The sequence below is a fragment of the Nocardiopsis sp. NPDC050513 genome, from assembly GCF_044457925.1.
In the GTDB taxonomy this organism is placed as follows: domain Bacteria; phylum Actinomycetota; class Actinomycetes; order Streptosporangiales; family Streptosporangiaceae; genus Nocardiopsis.
Map to the genome: position 1 here is coordinate 61019 of NZ_JBITHK010000006.1, position 24284 is coordinate 85302.

A 24284-nucleotide genomic window follows, 5' to 3' on the forward strand; every position below is an offset into this window, starting at 1 on the left:
CGCCAGGGGCCGACCACGGCGGGGCGGCCCGGGCCAGAAGACGGAAGGCCCCCCAGGGCCTGACGACTTCGGGCACGGAGCACGCCGCCCCGCCACAACACAGCCGCCCCCGCCAGGGGGCGACCGCTACACCACGCCGCCGGGGGCGGGGCCGTCGGCCCCGCCCCCGGCCGGTGCGAGGGTTACACCTCGGCTTCGATGCGGACCTGGTCGGCGTCAGCGGGCGGATCGAACTCCAGGGAGCGAGCCCCGATGACCACGTCCGCGTACCTCCTGCCCTTGAAGGTGGTGGCGGCACCGCGAAGGCTGGCGGGGCGGATGCGGATCTTGGGGGTGCCCTGCACCTTCCAGTCACCACCCTTGGCGTGCGTGGGGAACAGCCGCTTGACCTCGTCGTACTGGTCGCCGGGACCCCAGACCTTCATCTTCTGGATGGTGCGGTCACCGTTCTTCCCGAGCTGGGCGACCCCGATCTGCAGGCGGATCCAGGGCTTGCGGGGGTCGTCGGAGTAGCTGATACCGAGGATCTTGCCGATGACGGCGGCGTCCTTGAGGCCGTCGCGGACCGCGATCCCATCCTCGTCGTACCTGACCAGATCGGCCGCCTCGGAGGGGTTGAATCGCAGGCTCGCGGGCGTGATGTTCAGTTGAGCGTCGCGATCGGCCCTGCTGTCGAGTTCGGCATTGATGGCGGCGGGACGGATGAGGACCCGGTGACTTCCGGAAGGCTTCCAGGAACCGACGTTGTGGTGGCCGCGGAACCGGCTGACGATCTGGTCGATCTCGCGGGTCTCGCGGGCCCACACCTTGAACTCGCCCTGGTAGGTGCCGCCGTCCTTCTTGGACTGGGTGACCAGGACCACCATGAGCGCCCACTCGCGGTTCGGACCCTCCGGGTACCTGACCCCGACGACCCGGCCCGTGATGGGGGCCGCGTGCAGGCCGTCGGCGTGGGTCTGGGTCTCGGAGAGCTTGATGTTCGTCATGCGGATCTCCTCCTGTCGGGAAGGGCGGTCGCCTGGTGGCGGCCTGTGGAGGGTTCGCGGTTCCCTTCCCGGCTGGCTGCCGTCCGCGTCGCGCGGGGTGGTCGCGCAACCGGTCCGGCCGCAGGTCGGCGGCCAAGATGTTCTGCGCCGCAGCCAGGGAGGAGGAGTGCCGGCGCAGCCGGCTCCTCTGAGCTGCGGCGCAGAAGATCTTGGGCGAGGTTGCGCGTCCACCCCGCGTGGCGCAGGCTTGCCGGTGCCGGGGAGGGGGCTGCGTGCCCACCATCCGCCCATCAGGCGTGACCCCGGCCCCGGCGTCGGGGCCGCGTGGCGGACGTCGAATCCTGGGATCGGTGCCCGCTCGCCCGCAGGGGAACGCGGAGGCCACCCGCGGTGGTGTCGAAACGTCCGCTTTCCGCCGCGGCACAGCCCCCAGCCACGAGGCGTCGCCTTCCCGCGCTCAACCACGGGCCGCCCGGACTCGGGGACCGGAGCCCGCACGGCACCGGCCCCCGCCGTCGGGGCCGGAGGTGGAGCACCGGGACCTCCGGGTTTCCGCCGAAGGTCCCGGCCCCGCTAGGCGGCGAGCCTCGCCAGCATGACCGCCACCCCGGCGTCGTCGAGCGAGGCGACCTGGTCGGTGACCGCCCGGATGCGGCCGACCTCGCAGGTCGCCTTCTCGAACTCCTCCCGGAACTGGGGCCGCATCGCCTTGTCCGGGGCCCCGAGCAGCCCGTGGGCGAGCTCGGTCAGCTGCTCGCGCTGGCGTGCGCGGCGCGACTGCTCCTCGGGACTGTGGATGACGTACAGGTGGTGAAGCGCCTTGAGGACGTCGCACTCCAACCGAACCCGACGCGGAACAACCAGGTCGCAGCGGTACCGGGCGATCCGACCCCTGCCGTGGGCCCTGCGGGTCGCCTCCTGGGCGGCCGAGCAGAACCGGCCGATGAGCTGGCTGGTGGCGTACTTGAGCCGGGCCTGGTCCTCGTAGGAGTCGTAGCCCGTGGCGAGGCACGGCCACCACCGCTGGTGAACGAGCCGGTCGAGAGCCTCACCCAGTTCAGCGGTCTCGGTGCCCTCGGGCGCGTACCGTGCCGCCGCGAACTCCAGGAGCTCACCGCGTCCGTCCCCGGACGTGAAGTCGGCCGTCGACAGGCGCCCGGCCAGAAGGCCGTCCTCCAGATCGTGCACCGAGTAGGAGACGTCATCGGCCCAGTCCATCACCTGGGCCTCGACGCAGCGGCGGCCGTCGGGCGCGCCGGACCTCATCCAGTCGAAGTCGGACCGGTCGTCGTCGTAGACACCGAACTTCGGCGAGTCGGGGGCGCCGGGCTTCCCACCGCGACCCCACGGGTACTTGGTGGCGGCGTCCAGCACGGCCCTGGTCAGATTGAGACCGCGGCCTCCCGGCGACTTCGGCTCCAGTCGGGTGAGGATCCTGAACGTCTGGGCGTTGCCCTCGAACCCTCCGGCGCTCCTGGCGAACTCGTCGAGGGCCAGTTCCCCGTTGTGGCCGAAGGGAGGATGACCCACGTCGTGCGCCAGGCACGCCGCCTCGACCAGGTAGGTGTCGCAGCCCAGTACGGCCCCCATCTCGCGACCGATCTGGGCGCATTCGAGGGTGTGGCTGAGGCGGGTGCGTCGGCTCTCGCTGAACGGCTGACCCTTGAACACGGGCGTGGTCACCTGTGCCTTGCCGGTGAGTCGGCGCAGGGCGGCCGAGTGCTGGATCCGTGCGCTGTCACGTTGGAAGGGGGAACGCCCGGAGAGGTCGTCCTCACGCACCGGGCGCTCCTGGTCGTGGGCGGTGTAGGCGCGTGTGAAGAACTGTGCGGGACTGCTCACTCTTGCCTCCTGGCGGGGAACCGGGAGAGCCCGACCGCCTGCGGCGGTCTGATTCCGTGAGACTCCTCCCGAGAGCGCGGGCACACGCACTGCGCGGGGCAAGGGTCCGCAACCGGGCGCGTCCTTTGCGCCCGGTTGCGGACCCTCCCGCGTGGTGCAGACTGACCGCGCCGGGAGGAGGCCACGGATCAGCCGCTGGACGTCTCCGGTGCGCGATGGGAGCCTCGGACGTCGGCGTCTCATCGGCGCTGTCGGGACCTGCGGAACGACGGTGCCAGCCGCCGCGGACGCGGCCACTGGGATCTCCCGGCCGGGGCATCCAACACCCGGCTCACGTGCCTTCCGGGGTTCGGACGGAACGCGTGGGCGTCGTGACCGCCTCGGCGACACGCTCTGTCCGCGACACCGTCGGCGCACCGGCCTGGAGATCCGGCAGTCACCGAGGGTGGCGCTCCCCCGCCCCCGCGGGCGGAGGAGTGCGCGTCCACGACCGGCATCCCACTTCCCCGGTGGGGGGCCGCGCCAGCGGGCTCCCACCGACAAGAACCGCCGGCCCCGCCAGGGGCCGTCCACGGCGGGGCGGCCCGGGCCAGAAGACGGAAGGCCCCCAGGGCCTGACGACTTCGGGCACGGAGCACGCCGCCCCGCCACAACACAGCCGCCCCCGCCAGGGGGCGACCACGGCCCGGCGGCCCGCGCCCGGGAACGGAAGGCCCCCAGGGCCTGACGGTCCCAGGCACGGAGCACGCCGCCGGGCCACCAGGCAGCCGGCCCCGCCAGGGGCCGACCACGGCGGGGCGGCCCGGGCCAGAAGACGGAAGGCCCCCAGGGCCTGACGACTTCGGGCACGGAGCACGCCGCCGGGCCACCAGGCAGCCGGCCCCGCCAGGGGCCGACCGCTACGCCACGCCGCCGAGAGCGGGACCGACGGCCCCGCCCCCGGCTGCCGGACTCGTCCGAGGGGATCTCAGAGAAGGTCGGCGAGGTCCGCCCGCAAGGCGTCCAGTTCGTCCAGGACCGTCGTCACGGCGATGTCCCGGTTGGTCCAGTACTGGGTGTTGTCCTCCTGGACCTCCTTCACCGGGTTGGGACGATGGTAGTGCTCATACACGCCGTACAGGGAGCACAGGGCGTGCAGCGCCATCATCAGCGGCGCCGCGAGGAAGTCGTCGGGTGACAGGTGGGGATTGGCCCGCCTGTAGCCGTACGCGCACGCCAACGCCGACTCCCGCCACGTCGGCGAGGTCGCCACCGTGAGGGAGTCGAACGCGATCCGTCCCAGTTCCCAGGCGAGCGGAACGTCGTCGCCCAGGAAGTCCAGGACTCCGGCGACGCGGTCCCCGCGCCAGAGCAGGTTGACCCGGGAGTAGTCGCCGTGCCCCAGTCCTCGCGAGATGGTCCGGGGCAGACTCCGGCGCAGTTCGGGGAGGGTTCCAAGGTGCTCCACCCGGCGCTGGAGCCGCTCGCGCCTGTCCAGATCGGCGGTGCTGGGATGCGGCAGGGACTCGATCGTGCTCATCAGGTCGTGGGCACGGGTGATCAGCGGACCGGAGGCACCCTCGATCCAACCGTCTCCCCGTTGGCGGCGGGCCTGCGCCGGGAGTTCCGCGAACCTCGTGTGGAGACGTCCCAGGATCCTTCCCACGTCTTCGGCGCGGTCCGGCGTCAGCGGATCCGTCTGCGGGTCCGCGTCGATGAAGTCCCACACGGTGAGCACCCCGTTCGACGTCCTCGTGACCAGACCGCCCGCCCTGTTCCGGCGCACGGCCGGAGCCGGGACCCCGGAGACGCGGGCGGTCTCCGACAGTTCGGCGCCGCTGTGGGCTTCCGCGTGGCCGTAGCGGAAGCCCGGGTCGGGACGTCCGGCCTTGACGAACACCGTCTCTCCCGAGGGAAGGTCGCCGCGGTGGTTGTCGGTCTGACTGCCGGACGCCAAACGGCTGAGTCGGATCCCGGTCAGCCCGTAGGCCTCGGAGAGGACGTTCCTGAGTTCGGTTGTCGACACGGTGTGCTCCTCGGGTGTGTGGGATAGAAAGGGGGAGGCCCCGGCGGGATCTCTTGGGCTGATCCCGCCGGGGCCTCGTTGGCGCTCAGGACCGGGAGAGGTCCTCACGCAGGCGCCGCGTCCGCTCGGCGAACCCGGACGCTCCCATCGCCAGACGCTCGACGCGCTGGATGGGCCACTCCCCGTCCCCGTCCTCCCCGGGGTTCGGGTAGGTGTCCAGGGCTTCCCTCACCAGCGCGTAGTAGCCGACGGCCTCGTAGTAGACCTCCGGACCGAACTGGTCGCGGTCGACCGGCATCTGGTTGGAACCCACGTACCGGCACGCCGCGAACAGCGCCCCGGCCTGGGTCGGGAACCTGTCGCTCTCCCACCGAAGGGCGAAGGGCGTGGCGGGGCACAGATGAGGCGAACGGAGCATGTGCTCCATCTGGTTGCGGTCGGGGTCCTGCACGATCTTCCAGCGGCGCTCACCCGGCTGGTAGTCGGCGTAGGCGACGTCGTCGCCGGGGTTGTGGATGTTGCAGAGCGACACCACCCCGTTCCCTTCGGGACCGTCGTTGCCGAAGACGTACACCTGCGGAGCCCCCAGCGCGGGGCAGACGTGCACCGGCTTGGTCGAGGGGCGCCCGGCCTCCATCGCGTCGACGTGGTCGAGGTAGGAGGCCGTGGTGGCGTCGTCGCCGATCACCCTGGTCCGGAGCTCCTCCTCGGTGAAGTAGAGGAACGGGATGTTGAAGTGCTGGAGTTCCTCGCGGTGCTGGTCCTTGAAGCGCAGGAGCTCCTCGGCCAGGACCCTCCAGGCGAGCGGATCGACGATCCCCAGACCGTGCTGCTCGGGGGAGTCCACCCCCTCCACCGATCCGGAGTGGAACGCGAAGGAGCGCACCCCCTTGTCGAAGAGCTGGCGCACCGAGTCCAGGATCGTGGCGTAGTTGAGCGGCCACACCGTCATCTGCACCTTCAGCGGAGCCCCGCGCTCGACCAGGTGCCAGATGGTCTCCAGAGTGCGGTCGAACGCGAAGGCACGCCCCCGGAGCCTGTTGTTCACCTCCTTGTCCATCGAGTCCAGGCTCACGTTGAGCTTGTAGAAGAGGTCCGTCTCCAGGGCCTCCCCGAACGTGGCCTCCAGTCGGTCCCGACGGACCGCGCCGTTGGTGATGGACATGTGGGGAAGACCTCGGTCCTTGGCGTAGCGCAGTTTGGCGGCGCTGCCCGCCGGGTCCATGGTGGGTTCGGCTCCGATGAGGAAGAAGTCCTGCAGGCCCTCCCCCAACCCCTCGATCTGCCCGGTGAACTCTCCGTGCGGGACGACCTTGCGTCCGCCCCGCTCCAGGACCTCGGTCAGGGAGGCGACGAGCCGATCGCCGGTGAAGCAGCCGGGGCACTGCAGCTGGCAGCGGTCGTCGCCCTGGTAGGTGACGCGCAGGACCTCGCGCTCGTCCAGGTGCGCCGGGGTGAACGGGTCGGCCTCCTGCGGCACCCGCTCACGGGCGGGCGGGAAGTGACCCGACTGCGGTTCCTGGATGCCTCCGCGCTGCTGGAGCGGGCTGTAGGAGTCGTCTTCCTTCCAGACGATCTCCTTGGAGATGGGGTCATGGGATGTCTTCTGCGGGTCGGTCACGTCGGCCCCTTTCGGGTGCCGGGAGTGCAGGCCCGCGGTCGCGGGCTGGGGCTGCTGGCTCCCGGCGCTGGGCCGACCGGTGGTCGAGGGGAGGGGAGGCAAAGTGGAGCGCCCCGCTGGACGAACGACTTTGCCGCCCCTCCCCTCGACCGCCAGGCTCAGAGCGCCGGGGACCAGCGGCCCCGTGGCCGGGGCCCGCACGCACTCGCGCCGAGGGGGCCGAGGGGAACGGCTCGTGTGACACCGGTCCTGAGGAGGTGGCGGCGACCTCCGGATGTCGGAGGCGTCGGGTTGACTGGAACGCGCGGGAATCCCGATCGGAGGGGATGGGGTTGGCCAGAAAGCGCGAGTTCGGTCCGGTGCAGTTGGCCAGGTGGTTGGGGCTCAGGCCCCGAGATCTACGGAGGGCGTGGGCGCTGGGGCTGGTTCCCCCGCCCGACGTGGACGGACGGCGCTGGTCGGAAGAGCTCGCCAGAACGCTGCCCGACCGCACCGAACACATCCGCGCCGCCCTGGCTCGACAGGACAGCGCCGTCGGGCCCCCGCCGGTGAGCACGCCCGGGGGCAAGGGCGAAGGCAAGGGTTCGAGCACTCGCGGATTCGGGCCGATTCAGCTGGCCAGGTGGTTGGGACTGGAGAACTGGCAGGTCGGGCGCGGGGTGCAGAAGGGGCTGATTCCCCCGCCCGACGTGGACGGACGGCGCTGGTCGGAAGAGCTCGCCAGAACGCTGCCCGACCGCACCGAACACATCCGCGCCGTCCTGGGAGACCACCCCGGACACGGATCGGTCGAGGCCGCCAAGATCCTCGCCGCACGCACGGGGTTGGACGTGGTCCGCGACGACGTGTTCGCCCTTCAGGAGCAGGGCACGCTCGCCCCCGCGGGCGAGTTCCGGGGCTGGCCGATGTTCGCCGGTGCCGACCTGGCGTCCCTCGGTCCCGACACGGTCGCGACCGTGGTCCGGGAACGCCTGGACTGGCTCGACGCGAGCCTGAGCCCGGAGGAAGCCGCTGACCTCCTGGGCTGGCCCCAGGGCCGGTTCGAGGTGACCGCAGAACGGCAGGGCGTCCAGCCGGGCAGGTTCGGCCGCTTCAAGCGTGCCGAGGTCGAGTCCCTGGCCGAGGACGAAGGGCACGCATAGCGGCCCCGTGAGCGAGCCGAACTAGCTCCGCTCCCTCCGGCCCGTCGCCTTGCGGTAGCCCAGCCTGCTGCCGGGTCTGCTGTTCCACCACAGCAGCAGGTCGCCCAACCGGTACCTGGCCCGTGGGTAGGGCCGCGCCCCGTCAACGGTGTCGGGCAGATCGTCGGGGGTCTTGGAGGTGTACTGCGACACCGTCTTACGGTTCACACCGATCAGGTCCGCGAACGCCCCCAAGGTCACCTCCAGCGCCGGATCCTTGTCCGGCAGCTCCACCGGCGTGGGACGCCGGGGTTCGAACCGCGCGAGCTTCGCCGCGTCGTACAAGGCCGCCTCGGCAGTGCCGCCCTGGGGTCGCGGAACCCTACGGGTCATCCCCGGCTCTGGCTCCGGGAAGTCCTCGTAGTACTGCCGCATGCGCATCATGACGTAGTCGTAGGAGAAGCCGTGCCTGTCGGCCCACTCCCGCAACGTCACCAGGTCGGGAACCATCGGAGACCTCCTCGCTTCCTCGGGGCACTCGAGTGGAGCGCACCGGCCCCGCGGCATGCTCGCTCGCTCCCGCTCCCAGGAGCGCACGCACCCCAGGAGCGCACGCACCCCACCGGACTTGACATGGTACCTCAATGCGATTGCCGATCACACGTCGCGCCGGGCGCCTGGGGGCGCGCCTTTAAAGGAACCGTTCGCTATAACTTGCTCCCTTTTGTCGTACCTAGGGTTGCCCAGGGTTGCCCAGGGTTCAGTGGGGAGAGGGAGTCAGAGGAGGGTTCGGTGACGGGTGTGGCCGATGGCGTCGGGGTGCGGCCCCGTCCGTCAGGGGGCGAGGACCACGGGGTCGCCGAAGGGGCACGGGTCGGCACCGGTTCGGGGGAACGTGTTCCGGCCGTGCTTCCTCGCGGATGGGGGACGAGAGTGGGCGGACGATCGCGCCGGGTGTCAGCAGGGGCGGGGGCTCAGTCGGTCCGACGACACGGGCCCGCGACGGCGTCCGGGCGAAGGCCTCCCGCCCGGGGTGGTCACAACGACGGGGACGCGGCGTCCCCTGGATCGCCGCCTCCCCGTCGTGTGAGTCCCTACCGCGAGACGCCGGTCTGTCGCAGGGGCACGTCACTCCTGCGCGCCGCGGGAGCCGACTGTGCGGAGGTCCCGCGGCCCCGAGGCGCACCCGCACGAGGACGCCCGCGGGGACTGTCCAGTCGGGTGATGTCTCCGGCCGCCCTCCGCTCGTCGTCGGTCAGGTCCGCGGGCGTCCACACCTTGAGCCCTCGTGCCTGGACCGCGGACTCTACCCTGTAGGGCGCCAGCACCTCGCGGATGCGGCGGGCGTCCAGATCACCCCTGCGGACGAGCTCGCCCGCCAGCTCCTTGGTGGCCTCCCACAGCCGGGGGTTGTAGATGAGGATCCTGGCGTCCTGGACGGCGCGTTCCTTGCTGACGAAAACCCTGGGATGTCCACGCCACCGCTGGTACATCCCGTTGATGATCCGACTGTCCCCTCGGGAGTTGAAGGTGTAGCAGTTCCTGAAGAACTGCGGGTGGGACCTCTCGTCGTAACCGAGCGCCCTGACCGCCCGCTCCTCAGCCACAGAGCCCGCCCTGAGCCAGGTGAGCGCGTGCTGGGCCAGACTCGTACCCTCCACGAAGGACTCACCCTGTGTGTTCAGCGTCCGGTCACGGGTCATCCACATTCTGACCGGCCTGAACCCCAGAGCCAGAGCTGTCACCATGTGGCCCCCCTCGTGTACGGACAACGCCCGGTGGTGCTCTGCGTCGGTCAGATCCGGATTCGCCCTCAGGGACAACCACCTCCACCGGTTCCCGCGTAGTAGGGCCGACACGTCGATGGCTAGCCTAGGGTCATGGCCGAACACGAGGATGAGCAGCCCGGATCCGAGCCCCTACGACTGCCGGGCACGGAGCTGCGGCTGACCGGGCGCCCCCATGAAGTCTCGGGGTTCTTCACCACCTCTGAGTGGATACCGCCAGTCGACGAGCGGACCCGGCCGAGCGCCACCGCCGACGGCGACCCGGGTGACCCGTCCTCGGACGGCTGAGCGGAGATCCTCCGGGCCGCCGTGGTCCGCTCAGTCCTGGGGACGCCCGGGCCCGCCGCCCCGCGCGCGTCCGGCCGCTCCGCAGGGGCGCCCAGCGCCGTCATCGGCCTCGACCCTCGTCGAGGCGGTCCCGCATGGAGCCCACGCCCCGCCCCGCCACCCGCGCACGCCCGTGTTCTCGCACTGGGCCCGGCGGGTGAGGTGCCACAGCTCCCTGTTCCGCGCGACCGCGGCGACGTAGGCCCAGGCCATCAGTTCGCACGACGGTCGCGTCGGTCTCCCGGATGGCGCCGGCCAGGCCGAGGTGGTAGCCGACGACTCCTGTGTCCGAGGGAGACGCGTCGAACGTACTCCCCTCACCCGACGATGATCTTGTCGACCGCCGTGTCGACGTCGGCGAGGAGTTCCCCGTAGTGGCGCTCGCGCTCCTCACCGGTGAGGTCCTGCCCCTCGCTGTCGAACAGCACCGCCGTCCGCACGTCGAGGATGCCGCAGAACTCCGAGATCCCCCGGCGCAGCGGCCCGTCGAGCAGTCCGGTGATCAGATCCGCGTTCGGGTCCCGCGCGGTGAGTCCGGCCAGACCGAGCCACAGCATCCGCTTGTCCGCCATCCCCGACTCCCTGCGCCCGTAGGCCAGTCCGTAGTTCCACACCCGGTCGAACCAGCCCTTGAGCAGCGCCGGGAGGCCGAACCACCAGACCGGGAACACGGGGACGACGACGTCGGCGGCCCGGACCCGCCGGAAGTGGGCGTGCACCTCGTCGGAGTAGGTCCTGTCGCGGTCGTCGTAGTCGGGTTCGTCCTCCACGCGGTTGCGCGGGTCGAAGCCCTCGGCGTGCAGGTCCAGGAGGTCGACTCGGTATCCGGCCGCCGCGAGCCGCGCCGCCGCGCGCTCGCCCACGACCGCGGTCAGCGAGTCCGGCCGGTGGTGGGAGACCACGACCAAGGCGGTCGGCTCGTGGTTCGCGGGATCAGGTGTCTGTGAGGTCATGGACCCAGTACAGAGCAACGGCCGTGGACGATCCATGGCCCAGAAGCTCCATTCCTTTGGTGATCGTCTACGCTTGCGCCATGGATCCCTTGAGTGACATGCTCCGCGGCATCCGGTCGGAGGGCGCCTCCGTCTTCCAGACGTCGCTGCGGGCGCCGTGGACGACCCGCTGCGCCGAGGGAGCGCCGCTGACGATGATCACGGTGGTCAGCGGTGGGGCGTCGGTACTCCTGGAGGGCGGCTCCCGGCTCCGCGTCGGCGCGGGCGACACCGCGTTGGTGCGCGGACCGGAGCACTTCCGCCTCGTCGACGACCGCGCGGAGACCACCTCTTTGGTGGTCGGCGTCTACCAGGTCACGCGCGGACGCCACGAGCGGCTGTTGCGCACCCTTCCGCCGGCGCTGGTCCACCGCGAGGACATCGACGACGTCAGCTGGCTCCAACCGGCGCGCCAGGCCCTGGCCGTGCGGCACGAACCCGGCGCCCAGGCGCTGATCGACCGCGTCCTCGACCTGGGACTGGTCTGTACGCTGGGCTGCTGGTTCCAGGAGCGGGGCACGGACGCCCCGGCCTGGTACCGGGGGGCGCTGGACCCCGTGGCCGGACCCGCGCTCGAAGGCATCCACGAGCGCCCCGACCACCCGTGGACGGTGGAGGCCCTGGCGGCCAGGGCGAAGGTGTCCCGCGCGCACTTCGCCAAGCGGTTCACCGAGGTGATGGGGCAGTCTCCGCTGGGATACCTCACCGAATGGCGGATGGAGACCGCCGAGGAGCTGCTGTCGGAGTCGGATGCGAGTGTGCGGCAGGTGGCCAGAGCGGTCGGGTACGGCGACGCGGCCGCGTTCAGCACCGCCTTCAAGCGACGGCGGGGGGCGAGCCCGACGGCGTTCCGAGCAGGGATCGCCGCGCACGCCGCCGCCTTGCACTGAATATGTAGATCGGTCTAGTCTCCCCGCCATGGGCACCAAGGGAACCGCCACGCGGGCACGGCTGGTCGACGGCGCGCGCGAACTGCTCGAAGCGCACGGCTACTCCGGGACGGGACTGAGCCAGGTGCTGACCGTCAGCGGGACGCCGCGCGGCTCCCTCTACTTCCACTTCCCCGGCGGCAAGGACGAACTGGTCACGGCCGCCCTCCGGTCGGCGGGCGCCGAGGTCGGGGCGGTGCTGCGGGACCTGGCCGGACAGGCTCCCGACACGGTCGGCCTCGTCCGGGCGTTCATCGACCACTTCGCCGACCGGATGGAGGCCTCGGCGTTCACCAAGGGGTGCCCGCTGGCCGCCACGGCACTGGACGTGGCCGCCACCAACGACGCCGTGCACGAGGTCTGCCGCGAGGTCTACGCGTCGTGGCAGCGGGCGCTGGCGGACCGCCTGGTCGTGGACGGACGGGGCCCCGCCGAGGCGGACGCGGACGCCTGGTCGGTGCTGTCCGTGATCGAGGGCGCCCTCCTCCTCGCGCGCTCGACCCGCAGCCGCGCACCGCTCGACGCCGCCCGGACCACCGTCGCCCGGCTCCTCGCGAGGGACTGACCCCTGGCCGGAGATCACCGGCCCGGCCCGCCGCGCAGGGCCTCGGCCAGCACGGGCCCGATGACCCCGAGCGCCCTCGGGCGCAGCATGTGCAGGTGCTCGTCGTCGACGGGGACCGCGTGCACCTTCCCCGCGATGTACGGGGCCCACCGCCGCGCGGCGTCGCCGCCCAGCTCGCCCGTGGTGGACTCGAAGAGCAGCACGGAACCGTCGAAGACCTCCGGGGCCCCGGCGCTCCCGGCCTCCGCCAGCAGTCGGACGTTGTTCCGGGTCACGCGCAGCAGCGCCGCCTCGGCCTCAGCCCCCATGCCTTCCAGGGCCGCGCCGCCCTCGAACGCCACGGCGCGGACGCCCTCCGGTCCGGAGACCGCCTCCGCCCACCCGGTGCCGTGCGTCCCCGCCGGACCCTCCGACGCCGCCCCGTGCCCTGCGTCGGCGGGCCAGGCGTCCACCACCGCGAGCAGGCCGACCTCGTGGCCGCCCCGCCGCAGCCGCGTCGCGATCGCGTGCGCCGCCGTGCCGCCGAACGACCATCCCAGCAGCAGGTACGGCCCCCTCGGCTGCGTGTGCGTGATCCGCGCGCAGTAGTCCTCGACCACCTCGGCGAACCCGCCCGGCAGCTCACCCGAACCGTCCAGCCCCCGTGACTGGAGCGCGTACACCGGGTGCTCCCTCGGCACGTACGGCAGCAGTCCGGCGTAGCTCCACCCCAGTCCGCCGCCCGGGTGCACGCACCACAGCGGCCGTCCTCCGCCCTCGCGCAGGCGCACCAGGGGCCCCAGCAGTTCCTCGCCGGAGGACCGCTCGCCCAGCAGACCCGCCACCGTCGGCTGACTGAACAGCCGTCGCACCGGGATCTCCAGCCCGAGGGCGTCCCTGGCCCGCGCGATCAGCTTCGGCACCAGGAGGGAGTGCCCGCCCAGTTCGAAGAACCCGTCGTCGACCCCGACCCGCTCGCGACCCAGCACCTCGGCGAACACCTGGCACAGCGCGGTCTCCTCGGGGGTCCGCGGCCCCCACGTCCCCGTGTCCGCCGCCTCGTCCTCCGGCTCCGGCAGGGCGTCCCGGTCCAGTTTCCCGTGCGCCGTGTACGGCAGCCGCTCCACGGCGACCACGGCCGAGGGCACCATGGGCGCGGGCAGCCGTCCGGCCAGCGCGTCGCGCACGGCTTCGGCGTCCGCGTCCGCGTCCGCCGGAACCACGTACCCGACGATCCGCCGGTCTCCGGGCACCGGCTCGCGGACCACCGCGGCCGCGCGTGCGACGCCCTCGCACGCCCGCAGCGCCGCCTCCACCTCCCCCAGCTCGATCCGGTGTCCCCGCACCTTGACCTGGTCGTCGACGCGGCCCGCGAACTCCAGGTCGCCTCCGGTCCGCCACCGGACCAGGTCGCCCGTCCGGTACATCCGCGTTCCCGGCGCCCCGTACGGATCGGCGACGAAGCGCGCGGCGGTCGAGCCCGGCCGTCGCAGGTAGCCCCTCGCCAGACGTCCGGTCACGTACAGCTCGCCGACCACCCCCGGCGGCACGGGACGGAGGCGGTCGTCCAGCACCCGCACACGCACGCCCGTGACCGGCCGCCCGATCGGCACCGCCCCCGAAGGCGTCGGGTCCCCCGGGGCCAACCGGTACTCCGTGCAGGTCACGGTCGCCTCGGTGGGGCCGTAGCAGTTGTGCACCACGGCGTCCGGAAAGCGCTCCCGCCAACCGGCCAGGGCGGACCCGGTGAGGGCCTCCCCGCCGAGGAGGAGGGTCCGGCTCGGCGACGCCGTGTCCGGCAGCTCCGCGAGCAGCTCCAGATGGCCGGGGGTGCCGCACATCATCGTCGGCCGCGGCCCCTCCGTCGCCTCGGGCCCGGTCAGGTCCGCGATCCGGACGCACCCTCCGCCGACCAGGGTGGGGTACAACGACGGCACCGACGCGTCGAAGGAGAAGGACAGGACCACCGCGCTCGACCCGTCCGTGCCGGGGTACGCGTCCCGGCCCCACCGCACGTAGTCGGCCATCGCGCCGCGCTCCACCACGACCGCCTTGGGACGGCCGGTGGAGCCGGACGTGTAGATCACGTAGGCGGGGTGCGCGCGCCGGGGCGCCGACGCGAGCTCGGCGTCGGCCAGGTCGTGTCCGGGGAGCGATCGGCCCTCCCCGGTCGTCCAGCCGTCCAGGACCAGGCGGGGGGAGCCGTCCTCCGCGATCCGCCCGGCGAGCTCCCCGGTCGTGACCACGAGTGCCGGACGGGCGTCCGCCAGCATGAGGCCGACGCGCTCGTCCGGGAGGTGCGGGTCGATCGGAAGGTAGGCCGCTCCGGCCTTGAGCACCGCCAGCGTCGCCACGACGGTGTCCGCGGAGCGGGGGAGCAGGAGCGCGACGACCCCCTCCGGTCCGATCCCGCGCCGCACCAGCCCCCGGGCCAGCCGGTTGGCCCGCGCGTTCAGGCTCCGGTAGTCGAGCTCGACCGCGCCGCACGCCACCGCGGGCGCCTCCGGGGTGCGCGCCGCACGTTCCTCGAAGAGCCGGACGAGCGCTGTCCCGTCCCCGGTCCGCGCGACGGGGTGCGTCTCCTCCGCCAGCCACACGCGTTCGTCGGGGGTGAGCACGTCGACCGCGCCGATCGGCTGGTCCGGATCGGCGGCCACGCTCGCCAGCAGCCCGGTCCACCGCCGGACGAGCCGCTCGGCGGTGTCGGCGTCGAACAGGTCGCACGCGTACTCCAGCTCGCCCTCCAGCCCCGCGGCCTCCCCGGAGGCCGTCTCGGGCAGCTCGACCAGCTGGAATCCGAGGTCGACCTTGGCGCTGCGGTACTCGAGCCGCTCCTCGGCGGCGCGCACGCCCGGCAGTCGCAGCTCTTCCCCCAGCCCCTCCTCCACCGCCAGCATCACCTGGAACAGCGGGTTCCACGACGCCGACCGCGCCGGGCGCAGGACCTCGACCAGCCGGTCGAAGGGCAGGTCCTGGTGGGCGTAGGCGGTCAGGTCCGTCTCCCGCACCCGGGCGAGCAGCTCCCGGAAGGTCGGGTCCCCACCGGTGTCGGTGCGCAGGACCAGCGTGTTGACGAACATGCCCACGAGGTCGTTCAGCGCCTCGTCGGTGCGGCCCGCCGCCGCCGATCCGATCGGGATGTCGGTTCCCGCGCCCATCCGGGTCAGCAGCGCGGCGAGCCCCGCCTGGAGCACCATGTACAGGCTCGCCCCCTCCTGGCGTGCCAGGTCCCTCAGGTCCCGGTGCAGGGTCGGCGGGATGGCCACCGCCGCGAGTCCTCCCCGGTGCGAGGCCACCGCGGGTCTGGGACGGTCGGCGGGCAGGTCGAGGTGGTCCGGGAGTCCCTTCAGCGCGCCGCGCCAGTACTCCAGCTGCTCGCGGCCGAGGCTGTCGGGGTCGCGGTCGTCGCCGAGCAGTTCCTCCTGCCAGAGCGTGTAGTCGACGTACTGCACGGGCAGCGGCTCCCAGTCGGGCGCCCGGCCGTCGAGCCTGGCGGTGTACGCGGCGGCCAGATCGCGCAGCAGCGGCCCGCGCGACCATCCGTCCGCCGCGATGTGGTGCAGCAGCACGAGCAGGACGGACGCGCCGCCGCCGAGGTCGAACAGCCAGGCGTGCACGGGCGGTTCCGCGGCGAGGTCGAAGACGTGCCGCGACGCCTCTCCCAGCCGCTCCCCCAGCCCCGCCCGGTCGGTCGCCGCCTCGGTCAGCAGGGTCCGGCCGTCCGGAGGGTCCAGCACGACCTGGTGCGGCGTCCCGTCGGTCTCGGGGAAGACCGTGCGCAGGCTCTCGTGCCGCTCGACGACGTCCGCCAGCGCCGACCGCAGCGCGGAGGTGTCCAGGTCGCCCGAGAGCCGGTAGGCCATCGGGATCCGGTAGCGCGCCCCGCCGTCCACCCGGTCGAGGAACCAGATCCGGGACTGGGCGAACGACAGCGGGATCACGGCCGCCTCCCCTCACGCGGCATTCGCCGCAACGCCGGTCTCCGTGTGGGACGGCTCTCGGCCAGCCGTGCCGCGAGGGCCTCGGCGGTGGGCGCCTCGAACACCGTCCGGACCTCCAGGTCGACTCCCAGGGCCGCCCGGGCGCCGCTCACCAGGCGGGTGGCGAGCAGCGAGTGTCCGCCCAGCTCGAAGAACGAGTCGTCCACCCCCACCCGCTCCAGGCCCAGCACCTCGGCGAACAGGGCGCACAGGACCTTCTCCCGTTCGGTGCGCGGCTCCCGCGACGAGACGGTCTGGGACAGGTCGGGTTCGGGGAGCATCCGCCGGTGCACCTTCCCGCTGACCGTGAGCGGGAAGGACTCCAGGAACACCACCGCGCTCGGCACCATGAACTCCGGGAGCGCCGCGGCGACGAAGGCGCGCAGCGCGGCGCCGTCCGCGCGGGCGCCGGGCTCGGGCACCGCGTAGGCGACCAGCCGCTTGGCCCCGGTCCGGTCGGTGCGCACGACCACGGCCACGCGCGCCACGTCCGCGTGGCGGCCCAGGACGGCCTCGACCTCCCCGGGTTCGACCCGGAAGCCGCGGATCTTGACCTGGTCGTCGACGCGGCCGACGAAGTCCAGCGCCCCGTGCGCGGTCCACCGCACGAGGTCGCCGGTCCGGTACATCCGCTCGCCCGGCCCGTCGAACGGGTCGGCGACGAACCGCCGCGCGGTCAGCCCCGGCCGTGCCCAGTACCCGCGTGCCAGCGCCGCCCCCGCGATGTACAGCTCACCCGTCACCCCGGGCGGCAGCGGGCGCAGGCGCGCGTCGAGGACGTACATGCGGGTGTTGGGGATCGGCCCGCCCACCGGAGCGGTCGGGGAGTGCCAGCGCCTCAGGTCGGAGGGGAGGGTGAACGCGGTGACCAGGTGGGTCTCGGTCGGGCCGTAGAGGTTGTGCAGCCGTCGCCCCGGGACCGCGGCCAGGAACTCGCGCACGCGCGGGGTGAGCTTGAGGACCTCGCCGCCCTGGCTGAGGTCGCCCAGCGTCGGCAGGGTCAGTCCCTGGGCGAGGGCGGCCTCGCAGATGCCCTCCAGCATGACGTTGGGCGTGCAGATCTCCTCGACGCCCTCCTCGTCGATCCACCGCGCCAGCCGCTCCGCGTCGCGGCGGACGTCGGCGTCGGGGACGGCCAGCCGCTTGCCCGCGGCCAGGGTCTCGATGATCTCCCACGCCGAGACGTCGAAGCTGAACGCGGAGAACTGCGCGACCGCGCCGTGCGGCGAACCCGACTTCCCGTCGTTGATCCACGCGGTGTGGGCGAGGACGAGGTTGACGAACGCGCCGGAGGTCATCACCACGCCCTTGGGGGTACCGGTCGATCCGGAGGTGTGGATGACGTAGACGGGGGTCTGGGGGCGCAGTGGGGCGGTGCGGTCGTCGTCGGTGAGGTCGGCGTCCGACCGCGCCGCGAGGTCGGCCGCGGTCGCCGCGTCGTCGAGCAGGACGCGGGGTACGCCCTCGGGGAGACCGGTCGCCGTCTCGGCCGTCGCGAGCAGAACCGCCGGGCGCACGTCGTCGAGCAGGAACGCGGTCCGCTCGGCGGGGTACTCCGGGTCGAGGGGCATGTACGCGGCTCCCGCCTTGAGGACCGCCCACACCGCGACCGGGAGGTCGGCCGACCTCGGCGCGGCCACGGCGACCACGCTCTCGGGGCCGACGCCGCGCGCGGCCAGCAGCCTGGCCAGCCGGTTGGCGCGGGAGTTGAACTCCCCGAAGGTCAGGCGGCCCCCGGGCGCGGAGACCGCGGTGCGCTTCGGGTCCTCGGCGGCCCGGGCCTGGAGCAGTCCGGGCAGCGTGGTGTCGGGGACGCTCCGGGAGGTGTCGTTCCAGCGCTCCAGCACGCGTTCGCGCTCGCCGGGGAGCCACAGGCCGATCTCCCCCACCCGTCGCCCGGGGTCGGCCACGACCGCCTCCAGCAGCAGGAGCAGCCGGTCGACCAGCGCGACCGCGGTGTGGCGGTCGAACAGGTCCGCCCCGAACTGGACGGTGCCCTGGATCGCGGTGTCCGCCCCGGCCTCCCGGGTCTCGTTGTCGAGTTCGAAGGCCAGGTCGAACGGGACCGCCCCGGTCTCGACGGCCTCGGCCCGCGCCTCCACACCGGGCAGGTCCAGTGTTCCGGCACGGCCGCCGCGCATCGCCAGCACCACCTGGAACAGGGGGTGCCGGGCCAGCGACCGCTCGGGCAGCAGGTCCTCCACGAGCGCCTCGAAGGGCGCCTCCTGGTGGGCGTAGGCGTCCAGGCAGGTCTCCCGCACCCGGTCCAGGACCTCGGCGAAGGTGGGGTCGCCGGTCAGGTCGGCGCGCAGGACGAGCATGTTGGCGAAGAACCCGACGAGGTCGTCCGCGGCGTCGTCGGTGCGTCCGGCGACCGGCGAGCCGACGGGGACGTCCTCGCCCGCGCCGAGCCGGGACAGCAGGACCGACACGGCCGCGAGCAGGACCATGAACGTGCTCGCGCCGTGCGCCTCGGCCAGCCCGTCCAGTCCGCGGCGCAGGCGGGGCGGGATCACCAGGGGGACGGAACCGCCGCGGTGGGAGGCCACCGCCGGACGCGGGCGGTCGGCGGGCAGGGGGGTCTCCTGCGGGAGGTCGGCCAGGGCCGAGCGCCAGTACGCCAGATGACCGGCCAGGGGGCTGTCGGGGTCGTCGCGGTCGCCCAGCACCCGCCGCTGCCACAGGGCGTGGTCGGCGTACTGGACCGGCAGCGGCTCCCATGCGGGGGCGTGCCCGTCGCGCCGGGCGGCGTAGGCCGAGGACAGGTCGTCGAGGAGCGGCCGGACCGACCAGCCGTCGCCGGCGATGTGGTGCAGCACCAGCAGGAGGACGTGGTCGTCGGGGCCGAGGACGAACAGGCGTGCCCGCAGCGGCGGGTCGGCGGACAGGTCGAAGGGCTCCCGCGCGGCCCGGTCCAGCTCGGCGTCCAGCCGGGCGCGGTCCAGGGGCACCGTCCGCACCTCGGTACCGGGGGCGCCGGGGTCGAGGATCCGCTGGTGGGGCTGGCCGTCGGCCTCGGGGAAGACGGTGCGCAGCGACTCGTGCCGCGTGACCAGGTCGCGCACCGCGGCCGTCAGCGCCGACACGTCCAGTGGCCCGGACAGGCGCAGGGCCATGGGGTGGTTGTAGGTGGCGCTCGGCCCCTCCAGCTTCCCCAGGAACCACAGGCGCGACTGCGCGAAGGACAGGGGGATCCGCTCGGGGCGGCGCTCCGGGGCCAGGCCGGTGCGCGCCCGGCCGCTCGATCCGAGGCGCTCGGCGAGCCGTGCCGCCGTGGGCGCGTCGTAGACCGTCCGGATGCCGATCTCGCGGCCCAGCTCCGTCCGGATCCGGCTGACCAGCCGCGTCGCCGTCAGGGAGTGGCCGCCGAGCGCGAAGAAGGAGTCCTCCGCGCCGACCCGGTCCAGCCCGAGCACCTCGGCGAAGAGCGCGCACAGGGCGGCCTCCTCGGGGGTGGCGGGCTCCCGGGTCCGGGTCGTGGCCGCCGGGTCGGGCGCCGGAAGGGCGCGCTGGTCGACCTTGCCGCTGCCGGTCAGCGGCAGCGCGTCGAGCACCACGACCGCGCCGGGGACCATGGGGGCGGGCAGGAGCGCGGACACGGCGGCGCGCACCCCGGCGGGGTCGACGTCCGCTCCCGGTTCGGGGACGACGTAGCCGACCAGGCCGGGCTCGCCCGTGGCGTCCTCCCTGACCGCGACGGCCGCGTGGTCCACGCCCGCGCACCGGGCCAGGGCGGCGCGGACCTCGCCCGGCTCGACGCGGAAGCCCCGCACCTGGACCTGGTCGTCGGTCCGGCCGACGAACTCCAACTGGCCCGCCGCCGACCAGCGCACGAGGTCGCCGGTGCGGTACATCCGCTCCCCGGGCGGGCCGAACGGGTCGGCCGTGAACCGCTCCGCCGTCAGGCCCGGCCGTCCCAGGTACCCGCGCGCCAGACCGGGTCCCGCGACGTACAGTTCGCCGACGGCGCCGGCCGGGAGCGGGCGCAGGGCCCGGTCCAGCACGTAGGCGCGGGCCCCGGTCACGGGTCGGCCGATCGGCGGGTCCACCGCCCCGGCTCCCGGAGCACACCGGGCGCGCGTGACCTCGACGGTGGCCTCGGTCGGTCCGTAGCCGTTCCAGAACTCGCGGCCTCCCACCGCCCACCGGTCGACCACGTCGGCGGCGAGGGTGTCTCCGCCCGTGGTGGCCAGGCGCAGGTCCGGCAGTTCCTCCGGGCGGAGCGCGTAGGTGACGGCAGGGGGCATGTGGGCGACGGTGACCCGTCGACGCGCGAGCAGGTCCTGGAGCAGGTCGGCGTCGACGCGCTCCTCGTCGTCGGCGAGGACCACCGCGGCCCCGGCGGCGAGGGTGACGAGGAGTTCGAGCAGGCAGGCGTCGAAGGCGAAGGTGGTCGCGGCCAGGACGCGGTCGTCGGGGCGCAGGCCGTAGGCGGGCGCCGCGCCGCGCGCGAACCCGGCGATCGCCCGGTGCTCGACGACCACGCCCTTGGGACGGCCGGTGGAGCCCGACGTGTAGATCACGTAGGCGGGGTGGTGGGGCGCGACGTCCTGCGGGGTCGCCGCGGCCGGCCCGGCCTCCGCCTCCGGGCCGTCCAGCGCGAACACCGGCGTGCCGGGCGCCATGGCGGCGACGCGGTCGGCGAGGTCCGCCACCGTCACCGCGAGGACGGGCCGTGCGTCGGCGAGCATGAACGCGATCCGCTCGTCGGGGTGGCCCGGGTCGAGCGGGAGGCAGGCCGCCCCCGCGCGGAACACCGCGAGCATCGCGACGACCGCGTCCGCCGACCGCGGCGCCAGCAACGCCACGCGACGCTCCGGACCCGCGCCCCGAGCGGCCAGGGCCCGTGCCAACCGCTCCACGCGCGCGTCGAGTCCGGCGTGGGTCAGGCTCGTGTCGCCGTGGACGAGCGCCGTGGCGTCCGGGTGGAGGGCCGCGCGCTCGGCGAGCAGGGCGGGCAGGGTGGTCGGGGCGGGGGGCGCGTCGGAGCCCCGCACGCCGCGGGGGCCGCCGCTCCGCCCCGCGACGCCGCCCCACGTCTCCATGACGCGCCGGGTGTCGGACTCGGCGAGGAGGTCGGCGCGGCCGATCGGGGTGCGCGGACCGACGGTCGACACCCACTCCAGAGCCCGTTCCACGAGGTCCGCGACCCCGTCGTGGGCGGCCTCGCCGTAGAGCTCGGGGTCGGCGTCGACCATGAGCTCCAGGCTCCCGTCCGGGGCGGTGTCCCACAGCGCGACGGCGACGTCCTCGAAGGGCCCCGCGGCCAGGTTGTGCGCGGTCACCGGCCACCCGCCCAGGGTCGCGGGGTAGTCGAGCCGCAGGATGTTCACCGACACGGACCACAGCGCCTCGCCGGGGAGCACGCCGAGCTCGCGCCGCAGGTCCTCGTACCGGTAGCGCTGGTGCCTGACCGCCGCGCGGACCCGCGCCGAGGCGTGCTCCACCAGCTCGCCGACGGACATGTCCGGTCGTGTGCGCAGGCGCACCGGCACGATGTTGGACATCATGCCCGGAGCCCTCGTCTCCGCGCCGCGGCCCCGCCCCGGGACCGCGAAGCCGAGGACCACGTCCTCCTCGCCGGTGGCCCGGCCCACCGCCAGGCCCGCCGCGGCGACCGTCAGCCGCGCCAGGTTGGCGCCGAGCCCCTCGGCCGCCGCCCTCAGCCGCGCGGAACGGCTGGAGTCCACGTCCCGCAGGCGCCGCCGAACGGTCCTCGCCGGTCCCCGCGGCGGCCGGGTGCTCAGGCTCACGGGTCTGGGACGGTCGGCGAGGGCGTCGAGCCAGTACCGCCGGTCCTCCTCGTGCTCGGGCGACCCCCGGTAGGCGGCGTGGCCGTCGACCAGCGTGCCGACCGGTTCGAGGGGCTCTCCGGCATCGGTCGACCCCGCGGCCAGGGCGTCGTAGACCCGGGCGAGCCGCCCGGCGACCAGGGCGAAGCCCAGACCGTCGTTGTGGATGTGGTGGTAGCCCTGGTACCAGTAGTGGCGGTTCGGGGCGATCCGGAACAGCGCGAAGGCCGCCTGGGGACCCGCCTCCAGGTCGCGCGGTCGGGCGATGTCGGAGCGCATCCACGCCAGGGCCGTCCCGTGCGGATCGGTCGCGGCGGTCAGGTCGCGGAAGAGGAGCGGGTGGTCGACGGAGGCGTCGAGCCGCTGGACCAGGGTCCCGTCCTCCTCGCCCAGCCGCAGCCGAACGGTCTGGGCCTCCCGGAGGGTGCGCCGGAGCGCCTCCTCCAGGAGCGGGACGTCGACGGGGCCGCGGATGTCCAGGTACTCGGCCACGTTGAGGATCGTGCTGGTCGGGTCGAGTTCGTGCGCGTACCACAAACCGCGCTGTCCCGCCATCAGGTCGATACGTTCGAAGCGACGGTCTGGCATGTCACACCCCCGGTCACACGGTGTCGTTCGCGGATTCCCGCGCCGAGCGGACGAGACTCTGCGGCCGCATGTCGGTCCAGTGCTCCTCGACGTAGGCCAGGCACGCGTCCCGGGCGTCCTCCCCGAACACGACCCGCCATCCGTCGGGCACCTCCGCGAACGACGGCCACAGCGAGTGCTGGTTCTCGTCGTTGCGCAGCACGAGGAACCGTCCGTCCTCGGCGTCGAACGGGTTGTCCATGGATCCTCACCTCCTCTCCGCCGTCATCGGTCTCCGTCGAGGTACGACTCCAGCTCGCCCCTGCGCCGGACGTCGAGCGTGGCGCAGTGGAACGAGCCGCCGAAGCTGTTGAAGTTGCGGAAGTCGCACGGGATCGGCGTGAAGCCCCACCGCTTCATCGCCTCGATCACGGGCTCGTCCTGGCGCTCGACGACCACCCTCTGTTCGTCGAGCATGAGGATGTTCATGTTGATCCACTTGCTCGTCATGTAGAGCGGGTGCCCGTCCGGGATCACCGGCGTGGGCGCGCGGAGCACGTCCCAGCCGCGGAAGAGGTCGGGGACCCTGCGCACGCGTTCGGGGTTGACCAGGAGCTTGCCCGGCGCCAGGGGCGCGATGGTGGCGTCGATGTGCATCGGGTGGGGGTCGTCGAACTCCAGCACGTGGATCCGGTAGGCGTCGCCCAGGTGGCGGCGCAGCCACTCGATGCCGAACGCGTTGGTGACGTGGCTCCGCTGGGCGACGATGTCGCGTCCGAAGCGGGCGAAGTCGGCGGCGTCGAAGGTCGGCTCGAACTCCGTGACCGCGGTGCGGACCCGGCCGCCCGCCGACCCGTGCGCGTCGGCGTGGTCGAGGTCGTACTGCTCGTCGGTGAGCTCCGGTTTGGGTCCCGCGCTCCACCGCGCGCCGCCGTGGAAGTACTCCTTGAGCAGGGGGCGGTAGGCGAGGGACTCGTAGTACCGGGAGCGCCAGGCCATCGGGCACTCGATGATCTCCTCGCCGACGACGAGCAGCGCGTCGCGCGGCATCGCCGCGTACATGCCGGTGCTGGACCAGTCGAGGGTGGTGTAGGGCCGGCGCTGCGGAATCGGTTCGGGACGGCGGACCTTGACCCCCTCGCCCTCCAGCACGCGGACGAACTCCTCCAGCTCGTCGGCCGCCGCCCGGACCAGCTCCGGCGGGAACGGACGCCCGGCCCGGCGGCGGAAGGTCGTGTGGTGCTGTTCCGGGAGCACGGGCGCCATGGCCTCGTGCCAGGGCGGGAAGGCAGCTCCGTCGACGACGCCGACGACCACCTCCTCCAGCGGATCCCACTCGGTGTGGGAGCGCACGGGGCTCGGCGCGCGCTCGATCCGCCCGGCCGATCCGTGTCCGCCCTGGTCGGGCCCGGTCCGATGCATATCGCATTCCTCGCTTACGGAGATCGCCGTGAATATCGCCTGCCAGCGGCGGCACGGACGGGTCCATCCATAACACCCGGGACATAATGCCAGGTGAAAACCGGAAAAGACCGACACGGGAGCACCCGTTATCCCGACACCACCACTGGAATTCCCATCAGACCAATAGTGCCCGACCAAACGATTCCCGATCGTTCTCACCCGCCGAGCCCATGTCAATATCAGCCCAATGTGACGTAGATCACCTTTGAAACTCGGTGCCGTTTGGGCATTATCGGCAGAGCAGTCGCCCATTCCCCAACCCCCACACAGCGGTCATCCCCCATGCGGTCAGAGATTGCTCGCCCCGCGCGGCGAACGCAAAACAGC

General features: G+C 73.2%; 15 protein-coding genes. 4 read left to right on the top strand and 11 right to left on the bottom strand.

Annotated elements, in window-relative coordinates:
- Positions 1-182 precede the first annotated feature (182 nt).
- The 4 genes from ACIBFB_RS12615 to ACIBFB_RS12630 all read right to left on the bottom strand — a co-directional run bounded on the left by ACIBFB_RS12615 (position 183) and on the right by ACIBFB_RS12630 (position 6454).
- A complete protein-coding gene (locus ACIBFB_RS12615) occupies positions 183-986 on the bottom strand; it encodes a hypothetical protein (RefSeq protein WP_397229378.1) in 804 nt (267 codons plus the stop codon).
- Between the two features lie 573 nt (positions 987-1559).
- Positions 1560-2828, bottom strand: a complete 1269-nt coding sequence (locus ACIBFB_RS12620) for a deoxyguanosinetriphosphate triphosphohydrolase (protein ID WP_397229380.1) — start codon at positions 2826-2828, stop codon at positions 1560-1562.
- 967 nt (positions 2829-3795) lie between these two features.
- Entirely contained in the window at positions 3796-4833 is a 1038-nt protein-coding gene (locus ACIBFB_RS12625; RefSeq protein WP_397229382.1) for a phosphotransferase enzyme family protein, read from the bottom strand.
- Between the two features lie 85 nt (positions 4834-4918).
- On the bottom strand, positions 4919-6454 hold the full coding sequence (locus tag ACIBFB_RS12630) for a radical SAM protein (RefSeq protein ID WP_397229384.1): 1536 nt from the start codon (positions 6452-6454) through the stop codon (positions 4919-4921).
- Positions 6455-6786: 332 nt separating this feature from the next.
- Between ACIBFB_RS12630 and ACIBFB_RS12635 the strand changes: the two genes are divergently transcribed.
- Complete coding sequence (locus ACIBFB_RS12635; RefSeq protein ID WP_397229386.1) at positions 6787-7596, top strand: hypothetical protein; 810 nt, start codon at positions 6787-6789, stop codon at positions 7594-7596.
- A gap of 21 nt (positions 7597-7617) precedes the next feature.
- Here ACIBFB_RS12635 and ACIBFB_RS12640 read toward each other — a convergent pair whose 3' ends face one another.
- Both ACIBFB_RS12640 and ACIBFB_RS12645 read right to left on the bottom strand, forming a co-directional pair.
- Positions 7618-8085, bottom strand: a complete 468-nt coding sequence (locus ACIBFB_RS12640) for a hypothetical protein (RefSeq protein ID WP_397229388.1) — start codon at positions 8083-8085, stop codon at positions 7618-7620.
- 584 nt (positions 8086-8669) lie between these two features.
- Complete coding sequence (locus ACIBFB_RS12645; protein WP_397229390.1) at positions 8670-9236, bottom strand: hypothetical protein; 567 nt, start codon at positions 9234-9236, stop codon at positions 8670-8672.
- Between the two features lie 219 nt (positions 9237-9455).
- On the opposite strand from ACIBFB_RS12645, the gene ACIBFB_RS12650 reads away from it, so the two are divergent.
- Complete coding sequence (locus ACIBFB_RS12650) at positions 9456-9650, top strand: hypothetical protein (protein WP_397229392.1); 195 nt, start codon at positions 9456-9458, stop codon at positions 9648-9650.
- Positions 9651-10006: 356 nt separating this feature from the next.
- Here ACIBFB_RS12650 and ACIBFB_RS12655 read toward each other — a convergent pair whose 3' ends face one another.
- Complete coding sequence (locus ACIBFB_RS12655) at positions 10007-10642, bottom strand: NAD(P)H oxidoreductase (protein WP_397229394.1); 636 nt, start codon at positions 10640-10642, stop codon at positions 10007-10009.
- A gap of 80 nt (positions 10643-10722) precedes the next feature.
- On the opposite strand from ACIBFB_RS12655, the gene ACIBFB_RS12660 reads away from it, so the two are divergent.
- Together ACIBFB_RS12660 and ACIBFB_RS12665 are read left to right on the top strand one after the other, a co-directional pair.
- Positions 10723-11571 carry an AraC family transcriptional regulator gene (locus ACIBFB_RS12660; protein ID WP_397229396.1) on the top strand — a complete coding sequence of 283 codons (849 nt, stop codon included), beginning with the start codon at positions 10723-10725 and terminating at the stop codon, positions 11569-11571.
- A 28-nt stretch (positions 11572-11599) separates the two neighbouring features.
- Entirely contained in the window at positions 11600-12175 is a 576-nt protein-coding gene (locus tag ACIBFB_RS12665; RefSeq protein WP_397229398.1) for a TetR/AcrR family transcriptional regulator, read from the top strand.
- 14 nt (positions 12176-12189) lie between these two features.
- Here ACIBFB_RS12665 and ACIBFB_RS12670 read toward each other — a convergent pair whose 3' ends face one another.
- From ACIBFB_RS12670 to ACIBFB_RS12685, 4 genes are read right to left on the bottom strand one after another with little or no spacing between them, the layout of a single operon-like run.
- Positions 12190-16095 (bottom strand): amino acid adenylation domain-containing protein, encoded by a 3906-nt coding sequence (locus ACIBFB_RS12670; RefSeq protein WP_397229400.1) that lies wholly within the window; start codon positions 16093-16095, stop codon positions 12190-12192.
- Entirely contained in the window at positions 16092-22514 is a 6423-nt protein-coding gene (locus ACIBFB_RS12675; RefSeq protein WP_397229402.1) for an amino acid adenylation domain-containing protein, read from the bottom strand. Before ACIBFB_RS12675 ends, ACIBFB_RS12670 begins: the two co-directional genes overlap by 4 nt.
- Positions 22515-22527: 13 nt before the next feature.
- Positions 22528-22755: an MbtH family protein gene (locus ACIBFB_RS12680; protein ID WP_397229404.1), complete on the bottom strand. Its 228-nt coding sequence runs from the start codon at positions 22753-22755 to the stop codon at positions 22528-22530.
- Between the two features lie 23 nt (positions 22756-22778).
- Positions 22779-23915, bottom strand: coding sequence for a serine/threonine protein kinase (locus ACIBFB_RS12685; RefSeq protein ID WP_397229406.1), 1137 nt, complete (start codon positions 23913-23915; stop codon positions 22779-22781).
- Positions 23916-24284: the final 369 nt, after the last annotated feature.

Bases quoted from the DNA above. Each gene is read 5' to 3' on its own strand.
- ACIBFB_RS12680 (WP_397229404.1), bottom strand. From the start codon at position 22,755: ATGGACAACCCGTTCGACGCCGAGGACGGACGGTTCCTCGTGCTGCGC.
- ACIBFB_RS12685 (WP_397229406.1), bottom strand. From the start codon at position 23,915: ATGCATCGGACCGGGCCCGACCAGGGCGGACACGGATCGGCCGGGCGG.
- ACIBFB_RS12640 (WP_397229388.1), bottom strand. From the start codon at position 8,085: ATGGTTCCCGACCTGGTGACGTTGCGGGAGTGGGCCGACAGGCACGGC.
- ACIBFB_RS12615 (WP_397229378.1), bottom strand. From the start codon at position 986: ATGACGAACATCAAGCTCTCCGAGACCCAGACCCACGCCGACGGCCTG.
- ACIBFB_RS12665 (WP_397229398.1), top strand. From the start codon at position 11,600: ATGGGCACCAAGGGAACCGCCACGCGGGCACGGCTGGTCGACGGCGCG.
- ACIBFB_RS12660 (WP_397229396.1), top strand. From the start codon at position 10,723: ATGGATCCCTTGAGTGACATGCTCCGCGGCATCCGGTCGGAGGGCGCC.
- ACIBFB_RS12655 (WP_397229394.1), bottom strand. From the start codon at position 10,642: ATGACCTCACAGACACCTGATCCCGCGAACCACGAGCCGACCGCCTTG.
- ACIBFB_RS12650 (WP_397229392.1), top strand. From the start codon at position 9,456: ATGGCCGAACACGAGGATGAGCAGCCCGGATCCGAGCCCCTACGACTG.
- ACIBFB_RS12675 (WP_397229402.1), bottom strand. From the start codon at position 22,514: ATGCCAGACCGTCGCTTCGAACGTATCGACCTGATGGCGGGACAGCGC.